9 protein-coding genes are annotated in these 12,671 nt (G+C 48.4%); 3 read left to right on the top strand and 6 right to left on the bottom strand.

Features of this window, described 5'->3' with window-relative positions:
- Positions 1–14: 14 nt before the first annotated feature.
- From NYE70_RS13560 to NYE70_RS13575, 4 genes are all read right to left on the bottom strand, one after another.
- Positions 15–995, bottom strand: coding sequence for an ABC transporter permease (locus NYE70_RS13560; protein WP_341046338.1), 981 nt, complete (start codon positions 993–995; stop codon positions 15–17).
- Positions 996–1,061: 66 nt separating this feature from the next.
- Positions 1,062–2,210, bottom strand: a complete 1,149-nt coding sequence (locus NYE70_RS13565) for a sugar ABC transporter substrate-binding protein (protein ID WP_341046339.1) — start codon at positions 2,208–2,210, stop codon at positions 1,062–1,064.
- Positions 2,211–2,235: 25 nt separating this feature from the next.
- On the bottom strand, positions 2,236–3,189 hold the full coding sequence (locus NYE70_RS13570; RefSeq protein WP_341046340.1) for an ABC transporter permease: 954 nt from the start codon (positions 3,187–3,189) through the stop codon (positions 2,236–2,238).
- A 21-nt stretch (positions 3,190–3,210) separates the two neighbouring features.
- Positions 3,211–4,758: a sugar ABC transporter ATP-binding protein gene (locus NYE70_RS13575; RefSeq protein ID WP_290406707.1), complete on the bottom strand. Its 1,548-nt coding sequence runs from the start codon at positions 4,756–4,758 to the stop codon at positions 3,211–3,213.
- A 426-nt stretch (positions 4,759–5,184) separates the two neighbouring features.
- Between NYE70_RS13575 and NYE70_RS13580 the strand changes: the two genes are divergently transcribed.
- Together NYE70_RS13580 and NYE70_RS13585 are read left to right on the top strand one after the other, a co-directional pair.
- A complete protein-coding gene (locus tag NYE70_RS13580; protein ID WP_290406708.1) occupies positions 5,185–7,704 on the top strand; it encodes a GH39 family glycosyl hydrolase in 2,520 nt (839 codons plus the stop codon).
- Between the two features lie 31 nt (positions 7,705–7,735).
- Positions 7,736–9,835 carry a methyl-accepting chemotaxis protein gene (locus tag NYE70_RS13585; RefSeq protein ID WP_290406709.1) on the top strand — a complete coding sequence of 700 codons (2,100 nt, stop codon included), beginning with the start codon at positions 7,736–7,738 and terminating at the stop codon, positions 9,833–9,835.
- An 84-nt stretch (positions 9,836–9,919) separates the two neighbouring features.
- On the opposite strand, the gene NYE70_RS13590 is transcribed toward NYE70_RS13585, so the two are convergent.
- Positions 9,920–10,813 (bottom strand): SDR family oxidoreductase, encoded by an 894-nt coding sequence (locus NYE70_RS13590; RefSeq protein ID WP_341046341.1) that lies wholly within the window; start codon positions 10,811–10,813, stop codon positions 9,920–9,922.
- 130 nt (positions 10,814–10,943) lie between these two features.
- On the opposite strand from NYE70_RS13590, the gene NYE70_RS13595 reads away from it, so the two are divergent.
- Positions 10,944–11,921, top strand: coding sequence for a helix-turn-helix transcriptional regulator (locus tag NYE70_RS13595; protein ID WP_341046343.1), 978 nt, complete (start codon positions 10,944–10,946; stop codon positions 11,919–11,921).
- Between the two features lie 28 nt (positions 11,922–11,949).
- On the opposite strand, the gene NYE70_RS13600 is transcribed toward NYE70_RS13595, so the two are convergent.
- On the bottom strand, positions 11,950–12,576 hold the full coding sequence (locus NYE70_RS13600) for a TVP38/TMEM64 family protein (RefSeq protein WP_211024242.1): 627 nt from the start codon (positions 12,574–12,576) through the stop codon (positions 11,950–11,952).
- Positions 12,577–12,671 lie beyond the last annotated feature (95 nt).

Below are 12,671 nucleotides of genomic sequence, written 5' to 3' on the forward strand. Positions count from 1 at the left end.
TACTCATGCTGCTCCTAAACCTGTGCCCGGCTTCCGCCCTTCGATCGGCGGTAGAAATAGGCCCGAATTGCATCCTGGTTCGAGGTATATCCCATAAACCCAACGATAAATACGCCTATAATAACCGTCTGCAGGGAGCTGTTGACTCCCAGCACAACCATCCCGTAAGATAATGCGTTCATTCCCAGTGCACCGGCAAAGATCCCTAAGGGCAGATTCGAAAACCGCGCCAGATACAGCCCGACAAGTACAGGACCCATGGAAGAAAACATCAGGGATGTTGAGCTCAAATTACTCGCCGGAGTTACCAACACGGTAGATGCGTTTATGACCGCAGCTACTCCAAGCAGCACACCAACCACGAGATAGGTTAACAATATGTTTTTCTTCTCATTGACGCCCATGTTAATTGCAAGCCGCGGATTCGCTGAAAGAGACCGGGTGTCATAACCGAACTTGGTGTACGCAAGCAGGAAATGAAACAGCACCATAATCACTGCAAGCACGATATAAACCCAAGGCGTTCTTGCAAATATTGTTAAATCGGGGTACATGAATAATTGGGTTCCCGAGCCGCCGAATACAATCCCGGAAAGCGCCTCATACATCATAACGACGCCTAGCGAAACAATGATTGTCGGCACACGAATCCACAGGTAGAGCAGTCCCTCCAGCAGGCTGAACACAACCGCAGCCACTATGGTGAGCATCAGCAGCAGTATGGGGCCGCCCCCCCATTGTATTGCCAGATTACTCCCCACGATGCCCGACAGGATGATAATAATGCCGGGGGCAAAGTCCCATCTGGCTCCGGATAAAGGCAGAGCGATCGCATAGGCCGTAATGGTGGTCAGCACGCTTCCCCTGATTATTCTGTCAAAAGCCCCTGCAGAAGCATAACCGCCCTTACTCATAAGCATCGTTACGATCAGAATAAGCAGATAGATCGCAATCGGAAACAGGAACGTTTTCAGCAGGTTCGTTATTTTTCTCATTACCGAGACTTGCATATTTTCACTCCATTCCGGTTTACCCAAACTTCGTACTTCCGGCAAACGCGGTTAGTTTCTGGCCGCCTTAATCTCTTCCAACGTTCGGTTCGTCAATTTTTGCAGCGACTCCCAAGTTGCGGACTCATTGAAGCTCATCATGACTTCCTTCAATTCGTCAACCGTTACTGGACCCTTGGATTTATCTTCAGGAACAACGTAATTTTTGAAGTCTTGCAGCTCTTCAGGAGTAGCAAACGTCACGTAATTTACAAAACCGTTACTCTTTGCATCCGGATAGGTCTTGCCATTCAAGCGGTCATAGAGTTGCGCGAAACAGTTAGCCATGATTTCGCCGTAGTTGTTGGTACCGGCCATGATCACTTTTCCATCCTTGATGCCCGCTTCCGTCGAATCGTTATACCCCAGAGCGAGCAGACGGATATCAGGCTTTGCGCTGTTCAGAATCGCCGGGTAAACAAAGTCCATACCTGAACCCAGACCGAAAATCGCATCCACTTCAGGATGTTCGGAAATAATTTTGGTAACGGCATCTGCCGCATTATCCGGTGCGAAGGAATGGAATTCCGTAGGGTATACGGTTACTTCCCCCTTTGTATCCAGTTCAGCCATTTTATCCGCGAATCCCTTGATAATAGATGGACCGTCTACAAAGGCGAATTCCGGAAATGAAGTAACTCCGATATGTTTGACACCGGAGGCATAGGCCTGCTCCGCATATTTTGCACCGAGCTTTTCCGGATTTTCGCCAAATTGCTTGATTCCCCCAACAAAGTAATCACTAGTAACACTCTCGTCAGCATCTCCAAGCGCTAAAGCATAATAGACGCCGGCTTCTTCCGCGAGACTAACGCTTTGCTTGAGGGCCGTGTCGTAACCGCTGATCACCGCGTCTACTCCTGAAGCAAGCAGGTTTTCGAGCCCGCTGATATGGTCTTCTTCACTTGAACCAACGGTAGCAAAGTTGAATTTAACGTTGAAGTTATTTTCCAAATAGGAACTGTAAGATTTGATTTGTTGTCCTTGAATGTCCGTATAATTGTAAAGCATGACTCCTATGGAATACTTCTTGCCTGAGCCTTCATTAGCCTTTCCGCTATCTTGGCCCTCTTTGTTCTTTCCGCCGCCGCACCCGGATAACACCAGGCCTGCCGTCAGTATTAATGCAACCAATGAGAAAACCCATCTTTTGTTCTTCATGTCTCATACCCCTTTTATTTGTTTGTTATCTTGGCATTGCTTCTCCGCCGGGTCTTCTCAATAGAAGGAACACGACGATGAGGAAAATAATTCCCTTAACCAGCGAAACGATTTCCGGCGCAACCCCGACCATTACCAATCCATTATTCAACAGGACAAGCGTGATGCTTCCTACGATGGCCGAGCTCATCCTGGAACGGCTTCCGCCGTTCAACGCCATTCCGCCCAGAATCAATGCGACGATCACATCCATCTCCAGTCCCATTCCTGTGTTTTCGCTTATCGAGGCCGACCGGGACAAAGAGAGGATCGATGCCAGACCGACCAGAGTGCCCGCCAGGATATAAGCGACAACCTTCATGCGGTTTACTCTTACTCCGCTCTGGGAAGCAGCCAAAGGATTGTCTCCAATCGCTTTGTTCTGCTTACCGACCTTGGTCAGGTGAAATATAATGTAGCCGATGACACTTACAACAATGATAATGGTGAGAATGGCTGGCGTATTTTTCCCTAAATCGCGTAATGTTTTTGAATTCTCAAGGGTGATTTTGGTTGTCGATGTAGAGACTTGATAGGTCACTAATCCTCTAGCTACAAACATTACTGCCAATGAAGAGATAACTGCCATTATCTTGAACTGGTTTGCGATCAACACGTTGGCCGTATAGCAGACCACGGATACGATCACAGCGATCAGCGCCCCTAAAATAAGCGGAGCTCCTGCATTCATCGCATAAATCGCGGACATAGAGCTTAAGGCCAAGACTGCCCCAACCGAAATATCCATGCCACCGTGCGAAAAAACAAATGTCAAGCCTACTGAAAGTGTCAACAATACAACAAGTTGTTTGAGGACCGTGCGAATATTAAAATCCGATAACAGCGCCCCGTCCGTCATTAACGTAAATATCAGCAACACAAGCAGCAAGCCGGCGTATTGAATCAACGTATTCTGATACTTACTTAAGAAGAGTCTCATAACTTAACTTCACCGCCTTGCCTAAATCATGTAGTCAATCAGCATGGATTCATTCAACTGATCATCACGTAAAAATTCTTTCTGGATTCTTCCATCCTTCATCACCAGAATCCGGTCACTCATGCCGATCAATTCAGGAAGTTCCTCGGAAATAATCAGGATAGCGTATCCCTGTTGTTTCAGTGAATACAGGAGCTGATACATGGTGGTCTTCACCCCGACATCCACCCCGCGGGTCGGGCTGTCCAAAATGAGGATTTTCGAGTTATTCCCGATCCATTTACCGAAGGAAACCTTCTGCTTGTTCCCGCCCGACAATTCACCTACACGCTGGTTCATTCCGCTAGCCTTGATGTTCAACCCGTCTATTTGCTTCTTGGCAAAACGCTTCTCGGCACCCGGAAGAACTAGGCCAAATCTCGATAGCATTCCAAGTGCGGATAGTGCCAGGTTATCCTTTATCGAAGCTTCCAGAACGAGCGTCTCCTGATCGCGGTCCTTTGATACGTAGCCCACTTTATGAGCAATAGCGGTCTGCACATCCTTCACAACATGAGGCACGAGATTCTCACCGAATGGCTCCTGCCTTGTGCTGCGGGGCTTTTTATCTCCGAATACGATAACCTGGCCCCGCTCCGGCTTCAGCTCTCCAAAGATAACCTTGCCCACCTCATGCATGCCGCTTCCCGACAAACCGCCGATCCCCAAAATTTCCCCTTTATGCAAATCAAAATGAATATCCTGCAGCAAGGCGGTGTGCACATGGTCCAGAGTAACCATCACTTGATCCTCCCGGGTAGCCTTCGAATCGCTGCGATAGTAATCCCCTTCGATAACGCGTCCGACCATCGATTGTTTAATATGATTCTCATCAAAATCCGATTGCTCAATCGTTGTGATCAAGTCACCGTCGCGCATAATTGTAAGCACGTCGCAGACTTCCATCAGCTCGGGCAGGTCATGAGAGATGAACAGTACAGCTTTGTTCTGATCCCGCAGCTTCTTCATCAACCGGTGAATCAGCAGCCTCCCGTCATGCGACAAAGCGGTAGTCGTCTCATCCACGATGAACAGATCGGGATCGTAATATAAAGCTCTCGCGATCTCTAACAGCTTGCGCTGCTCAAAGTTCAACGTCAAAGCCGGTCTAGTCACATCAACCTTGCCGAACTCGACAAGCTCCAGTGCTCTTTCCGCTTCCTCATGCATCTTGCTTCGATCAACAATACCGTTCCGGACAAATCGCCCTTCATCTCCCAAAAAAATATTCTCCGCTATAGACAACGGGCCGATCGTCCCAGTCTCCTGTACGATCATCGATATTTTTTTGTCACGAGCATCCAGCGGACTTTTGGGTGCGTAGGGCATGCCTTCGACAAAAATCTCCCCATCCGTCTTCGGTAGCAAGCCGCTGATCAAGGCAGAGATCGTGGACTTCCCGGAACCGTTCTCACCAATCAGCCCCCGGATTTCCCCCCGGTAAATTTGTAAACTGACCTTATTTACAGCCAGAACCTCACCAAACCTTTTGACGATACTATTCGTTTCCAAAAAAACGGGTTTCTCCATAAACTACCTTCCTTTGGTCCTTGTTATCGCTTTCTTCCCGCTGACTCAGTTTAGCATGATTAAAATACAACTTTAACTGTATCTCTTATCTTCATTAGGGCAAATATTTAACCAAACTTTCCGGCTATCCCCTGGAAACAGCCTTTATACATTAAATAATCCACTTATCTGGATTGGTTAAAGAGACAAATATAGTTGTGATAAACCTTTTATATTAAAATCAATAATTTAACAGATTAAATATTTCAATTTATCATACACGAGATTAAAAAATAACTGTGTTTTTTAACCTCTAAAGAGCAAATATTTAACCATTATCTTCGATTTCCAACATTTCTCTCCAAACTATTGTGGATTGGATTAAGTTTTAGTACACTCTGAAAAAAGCAATACATAAAAAACCTTCCATTTGAGGGGTGCTTAGCTTTGGAGTTCCGTCATGAAATTATTAACTTTCCCAAAAAGCTTCCTATCAATTTCTTCCTGCACCGGATCGGCAATGTCAGCAGACATTGGCATCAGTCGTTAGAACTGATCGTGGTCATGAAGGGGGAAGTTGACATTAATGTCAACAACGTGGCCTATCGCCTGGAAGCAGGAGATCTTATTCTCATTAATTCTAATGAAGTCCATGAGCTGCATTCCGAAGACGCCACTATGGTCGCACTGCAAATTAAGCTCGAACTGTTGAAGGAAGTCGTCGTCGACATCAAAAAAATGTATTTTGACTGCAATACCGCAAATACGGATCATCCCGAAATGTTCAGGAATATCAAGCGAATTGTTGCACAAATTCTACAACATAATATCAACGCTTCCGAATACGTAGATTTGATAAACGCATCTCTTGTCTATGAACTGATTTTTGAGTTATGCAGTCACTTTAGCAGTGATGAGCAAGATCGGGGATACCAGCCCAAGGAAAGCCTGGATAGATTGCGCCGCATTCTTGATTACATCAATAGTCATTATGCCGATAACATTTCGCTCCAGGAAGTAGCCAAGAACGAGTACTTATCCGTGCCCTACCTGTCGAAATACTTCAAGAAAAAATTAGGTCTTCCTTTCAGTGAATATTTAAAGGATTTAAGACTGCATTATGCGGTAAACGATTTGTTGAATGAGTCCTTGACGATCGACAAAATCGCAACCAAAAACGGCTTCCCCAATGTGCGATCCTTTGTGACTGCATTTGCCGAAAAACACGGAGAACTCCCGAGTATCTGGAGGAAGAAGCATGCCGAAGAGGTCTCCGGAAGTATCGAGACCACCAAGGAAAAATCGGTGAACTATTATCAGGATGAGCCGCATTCCTATTACGAAGAAATATCCCGATTCATTGAAAATAATCTTGGTCCGCATGCCCAATATGCTCTTCCCGAAAAAAACAAAGAAAGCCTCTCATCGGCTTATCAGATTGATCTGTCAAGAACCGGAGAGAAGCTGCACCATCATTTCAAAAAGTTTATCGGGGTCAGTCGTGTGAAAGAAGTTTTGTATGCGGACGTACAAGAAGCATTACGAATCACTCAGCAAGAAATAGGATTCGAATATATTAAAATGCATGGGCTTCTGGATGACGATCTTATGGTCTACCATGAGGATTCCGCAGGCAGGCCCTCATACAATTTTCAGCTGATCGACAAGGCTTTTGATTTCCTGCTTTCCGTTGGGCTCAGACCGCTCGTGCAATTTTCTTTTATGCCTGCCAAATTGGCAAGCGAATCATCCAAAACGGTCTTTTATTCCGAGATGAACACTAGTCCCCCCAAGGATATGAACAAATGGAACAAGTTGATTGAAGCGCTGACCATTCATTTGATTAACCGCTACGGAATCGCTGAAGTACGGAATTGGCTGTTTTGTGTGTGGAACGAACCCAGCTCTTCCAACCTCCTATTTGGCTTCAAACGGGATGAAACCTTCTTCTCGCTCTATAAGAACACTTACCAAACGGTGAAGAGTATCGATCCATCGCTTCTCTTCGGCGGGCCGGCTGCGTTCTCAACCTACAACAAAAATGAGGATTGGCTATTTTCGTTCTTGGATTTCAGTCGGGATCATGAGTGTTTGCCTGATTTCATTACGATTCACTACTACGATATCGATCTGATGACACACGACGACAAGCTAAGTATGGATAAACAACTCAACTTAAGCCCGGTGACCGATTCTTTCAAACAGTTTATCGACCGCCTTCAATTTCGTCTTCAGGAAGTTCACCTGGCTGATTTGCCGGTTTATTTAACCGAGTGGAATTCGACGGTTTCTCATAAGGACTTGATGAGCGATACATGCTTTAAATCTTCCTATGTGATCAAAAATATTACTGAGAATTATGACCGTCTGGATTCGTTCGGCTATTGGCTGCTGACCGATCTGCATGAGGAGAATCGGCTCCCGAGCCAGCTGTTTCATGGCGGGTTGGGCCTGTTTACCTGGAACAATATCAAGAAGCCCGCCTACTACTCGTTTTACTTTCTGAACCGGCTCGGCAATGAGCTGGTGGATCGGGGTGACGGCTACTTCATAACCCGACAAGATGACTGCTATCAGATTCTTCTTTATAACTATCACCATTATGATGACGTATATTCGAAAGGCATTTCGATCAGTATTTCATCAAGAGAACGTTACTCGCACTTTCCGTCCAAGACCAGGCGGGAGTTCAGATTTGATCTTGGCCCCTTATCCGGCGACTTCCAAATCAAGCATTCCTTCGTGAACCGGAGCTACGGAAGCGCCTACGATAATGCATTAAGTATTATTCAGACAGATGAAGCCACATCCAGCGATATCGATTATTTAAAGCAAATCTCTATTCCGCGCATCGAGAAAGAACTCGTGACATCATCTGATGCGTTAACGGTTCAAGCTACTTTGGAACCTTTCGAAATCCGTTTGATCGAAGTGTCCGAAATACTCAAATATACACCAAATTCATAATCTAAAATGACCAAACCTCGGAGGAGCACAAATGCTTACATGGTTTTCTCATCAAAAAGTTATTGTAAAGTTTATAGCCTTGACTTCCCTTATCTTGGCAACCGCCCTTACCATATTGATTAGTTGGAACCTTATCGTGCTGAACAAGGTCAGCATGGATCTCGGCATGGCGGAGGCGCAGATCACGGGACAAAATTATGCGGACAAGAACACGTCCATAATGCAAAATACCGTAGCTTCTCTTGCCTCCCTGCGCTCGATCTTTACGGACGAGGCGGTTCAGGGGGTAACGAACCGCGATGGAATGATCAGGAATATAGAACATCTATTGAAAGGCAACGAGTCTGTAAGTTCCATATTTACGATTTGGGAGAAGAATGCGTATGGCAGAGACGCCGAATTCGCTTCGCATCCGCTGTATTCCGTAAATGAGGGACGCATGGCATCCATGGCCATCCGTTTTGACGATGGCAATATCATGTCCGTTCCCTTTGGAGGTCTGGATACGTTTACTGCCTATGAACAAGTGAAGACGTCCAAGAAAGATATGGTCTTGGAGCCTTACAATGCTCCTACCGAGAATGGTAAGTCGGAGCTGTTGACTATGATCGTACTCCCCATAATGGATAAGAACGATAAGTTTTTGGGCGTTATAGGCGGGGCCTTTTTGCTTGATACCTTTCAACAATCCGCCGAATTGGAGCACCCGCTGGGCGGGAATGTCTCTTTGCTCTCCAGCGGAGGTCTGTATATAGCAAACGGGGAAGATTCCGAGCAAGTCGGGAAAACCTTTCTCTCATCTGAAGACAATAATAAATTGTTCGAAGAGGTTAAGAAGGGAAAACTAACCCATGAGGCCTCCAACTCGGCCGGTAAGACAGTGATTCGCGCGTTCAGGCCGATTTCGATTACAGGCAACGAGTCTTGGTATGTGCAGACTGTAATACCTAAATCCGAGATATTAACAACTTATACGACCAATCGCAATGAATCCATATTAATTGGTCTTGCTGCGCTACTGTTCCTCGCCCTTGGCATCTGGATGCTGGCCAAGATGATTGTAGTTAATAATATTAAGAAAATGATGGGTACACTGCAATATATCGCATCGGGTGATTTAACTCATTCTGCGACGATTCGTTCGAAGGATGAATTCGGGATTATGGCAGAGCATCTTAATATCGCGGTGGGAAATTTGCGGACGATGTTGGCACAAACCGCCGAGACTACCCTGACCGTTAGCGCAACTTCACAGGAGCTTACCTCCAGCGCCGGGGAGACATCATCGGTAGCGCACACGATATCTTCTTCCATGGAGAAAATGGCGGAAGCCATTCATGAGCAGAGCTCCGAGGTAGCCGAAACCGCCTCAAGGATGGAGGAAATCGTGGAAAGGGTACACCGCGTGGCGTCATCCGCCGAAGCTGTGTCAGACTCCACGGATGAAGTGATCGGGCAGACCGAACAAGGCGACAAAGTCGTTCAACAGGCAATCGAGCAAATGAACACCATTTACGCTTCTACGAATGAATCGAACGAGGCCATGAAGCGGTTATCCAAACGCTCCCAAGAAATCGAGAAGCTTGTCGACTTAATCTCTGGCATCTCGAATCAGACGAACCTGCTGGCCCTGAATGCCGCTGTAGAAGCTGCACGTGCCGGCGAACAAGGAAAAGGGTTTGCCGTCGTGGCCGCTGAAGTTCGCAAATTGGCGGACCAGACTAAGAACGCAGCCATCCAGGCTCAGGTCGGCATCGCCGAGATTGCCGCAGACACTGAACACACCGCAGAACTGATTGCCAATACGGCGATCGAGGCTGACCAAGGACGTGAAAGCGTGCTGGAAAGCGGACGTCTATTCGCTTCCATCATGCAAGAGATGAAGAAGGTTGGGGAACTGGCCCAATCGGTTTCATTTGAAGTCAAGGAAATAAACGGAGGATCCAACTGGATTGCAGGATCCGTCCGGCATGTATCCGATATTGCCTTAACGTCGTCCGATGAGGCCGCCCAAGTTGCCGCGGCAGCGGAGCAGCAATTGGCCACGATGCAGGAAATTTCAAATGCGGCCAATCATTTAAGTCAACTCATCTTGGATCTTGCAGAGCAAATGGGGAATTTTAAAGTTTAGATCAGGATTAAATAATGAAGGGGGTGTCCCAAAAGTCATCGAAATGACTATGGGCACCCCCTTTTACTTGTGTTATTTAGAGTGTCAGTTGAGCGGCAGCCCCTGCTTTTTCGCATAGTTACCCCAATGCGGCTGTCTGCCGTCGACATCGCTAAATCCGTACTCGTCGGACAAATCCCAGCTTGTCAGTGCACGGCCGGACTTTTCATGGACATTAGGATCACCGGCAAGGGCAGCCACGGCTTTGCCGACAAAGTAAGGCGTTTCCGATTCAATGTAATGCGGTTCCTGGGCAACCGCATCCCGCCAGTTATCTTCTCCCACTCCAAAATGATCCAGCATTTGTTCGGACCGCAGGAATCCCGGTGTAACCGCGAGGGCGGTAATATGATGCGGGCGCAGCTCCTCCGCCATAGCCGCCGCCAAGTGGATCGGCGAAATTTTGGCGAGACTGTAGTACAAATTACCCCGGTAATTATAAGTGGATCCGTCAGTAACTTCTATGATCAGTCCCTCTCCCCGTTTGATCATTAAGGGAGCCCCGTAGTAGCTCGTGATCAAATGGGTCTTGATCGCCCGCTCCTGCATGAGCAGCGCATCGCCTAAAGGCTGCTCCCAAAACGGAGTACCCCAATGCGTCAACTGCTCTCCGCCCCAAATATCATTGACGAGGAGGTCGAGGCGTCCTTCTTGTTCCTTGGCGATCCGCTCGAACAAAGCCTTAACTTCCTCTTCCTCCGTATGGTCACAGCGGATCGGAATACCGATTCCGCCGCGAGCGGTAACCATCTCCGCCGTATCGTCGATCGTTTCGGACCGGTTGATGTCCGAGGCGCCGCCCCGGACGCTGCGTCCCGTGCAATAAACGGTGGCCCCGGCCGCCCCCAGCATGACGGCGATTCCGCGGCCCGCTCCCCGCGTAGCTCCGGCTACCACGGCAATTTTCCCGGCCAATGGCTTCAAAGTCTTGTTTTCCATAGATGGATCATCCTCCCGATAACTTCTGTTTCTAATGACATTTTCAGTTTACCCGTCAAATATGACATCCATTGTCTTATATAAATGATACAATTCAAACTAGGAAAAGAAGAGGAAGGAAGGGATGTACATGAGAGCGGATCGGCTGCTGTCCATTTTGCTGCTGCTGCAGAACGGCGGCAAATTAAACTCGCGCCAGCTTGCTGAAAAACTGGAGGTCTCGGAGAGGACGATCGTGAGGGATATGGACGCTTTGAGCTCCGCCGGTATTCCGGTATATGCGGAACGCGGTCCTCTTGGCGGATGGATGATGGCGGAGAATTACCGGACAAGTCTGACGGGGATGAATCAGGAAGAAGTTCTCTCACTGCTTTTGACCAGTTACAGTCATCTGCTGGGAGAGTTAGGAATTCCGAAGCGGAGTTTCGAAGCCGCGTACCAGAAGCTGCTCGCTTCCTCTCCTGCCCCTGTCCGGCAGGATGCCGAAATGCTCTCGGAACGCATTCATATCGACGGAGCCGGCTGGCATACATCGGGAGAAAGCTTTCCGCTGTTAAAGATAGTGCAGGAAGCGGTCTGGGGACAGCGCAAGCTGGACATATCCTACCGCAAATCGGACAGCGATGCCGCCAACGCCGGTGCCATCTCCAGACGGACCGTTCATCCTTTAGGCCTGGTAGCTAAACGAAACGTCTGGTACCTGGTGGCGGAGGAGAACGGAGAGATTAAGACCTTCCGCATCTCCCGGATCACGGAGGCCGCTGTGTTGGAAGAATCCTTTCAGCGCCCGAACGACTTCTCATTGAGCGGGTACTGGGAGCAATCGACCGCGGATTTCAAATCCGCTCTGCCGCGGTACCCGGCACAGATCCGCATCACGGAGCGGAGACTGGCCCGGCTGAAGCGGGAGCGCTACGCCAAGGTACTTAGCGCCGAGCCAGAGAATGGCCAGCCTGGCTGGATGCGCGTAAGCATCGAGTTTCACACGCTGGATTCGGCGTGTGAAATTTTGCTCGCCTGCGGCCGGGAAGCCGAAGCACTGCACCCGCAGGAGCTGCGGGAGTTGATCGGCGCCGAAGCGGCGGCAATCTCGGCGCTTTACCGGTGACAGCCGGCAAGCGCCGGCAACGCCTGCTTTATTCCGCCGGCTCGGCTGCTGCAACGGCAACCGACGTAAAATAAGCCTGCAGCTTCCGGTTCAGCCACAGCGAAGCTGCGATAAACAGCGCGACGCCGAGAAATTTGGCCGGCTGGTCCACAAAATCGGACAAATGGGTCCCGATGTAGGACACGCAGAAGACCATGACCGCCTTGCCTAAAGCCACCGCCGCCGCAAAGGTTCTCACCGGCATCCGCGTCAGCCCCGCGGCCATGTTGATGACTACGAAAGGTCCCACCGGGAGCATGCTGAGCAGGAATACAAAGCTGAACCCGTTCTTCCGGGCCCAGACCATCGCTTTCTGCACCTTGGGCTTCTCGGCCCATCTCCGGATGAGAGCGGAACCGGCTGCTTTGCGAATGAGCAGAAACGTGAGCAGGCTTCCGGCTACGAGACCGATCCAGGAATATAAGAATCCCTGCCACATACCGTAAATGGCTGCATTAGCCCCGACAATAATGATCGTAGGCAGCGGCGGGACGAAAGATTTCATAAACGTGAGCAAAATTCCGGGCAGCGGCCCAAGCGATCTGAACCTGTCCAGAAACAGCTGAATATTTTGTTCCGTAAAATAATCCATGATACTGAGCTCTGCATCAAGCATTTGTTCACCTCTTCTAATAGGGGTCACTATATTATACTATGAGCGAACCGGAAACCTTAAAGTAATATTCGACAATCCTATTATGAATGAGGATG

Source organism: Paenibacillus sp. FSL R5-0407, from assembly GCF_038009185.1.
Classification (GTDB): domain Bacteria; phylum Bacillota; class Bacilli; order Paenibacillales; family Paenibacillaceae; genus Fontibacillus; species Fontibacillus vini.

Bases quoted from the DNA above. Each gene is read 5' to 3' on its own strand.
- NYE70_RS13560 (WP_341046338.1), bottom strand. From the start codon at position 995: ATGAGAAAAATAACGAACCTGCTGAAAACGTTCCTGTTTCCGATTGCG.
- NYE70_RS13565 (WP_341046339.1), bottom strand. From the start codon at position 2,210: ATGAAGAACAAAAGATGGGTTTTCTCATTGGTTGCATTAATACTGACG.
- NYE70_RS13570 (WP_341046340.1), bottom strand. From the start codon at position 3,189: ATGAGACTCTTCTTAAGTAAGTATCAGAATACGTTGATTCAATACGCC.
- NYE70_RS13575 (WP_290406707.1), bottom strand. From the start codon at position 4,758: ATGGAGAAACCCGTTTTTTTGGAAACGAATAGTATCGTCAAAAGGTTT.
- NYE70_RS13585 (WP_290406709.1), top strand. From the start codon at position 7,736: ATGCTTACATGGTTTTCTCATCAAAAAGTTATTGTAAAGTTTATAGCC.
- NYE70_RS13590 (WP_341046341.1), bottom strand. From the start codon at position 10,813: ATGGAAAACAAGACTTTGAAGCCATTGGCCGGGAAAATTGCCGTGGTA.
- NYE70_RS13595 (WP_341046343.1), top strand. From the start codon at position 10,944: ATGAGAGCGGATCGGCTGCTGTCCATTTTGCTGCTGCTGCAGAACGGC.
- NYE70_RS13600 (WP_211024242.1), bottom strand. From the start codon at position 12,576: ATGCTTGATGCAGAGCTCAGTATCATGGATTATTTTACGGAACAAAAT.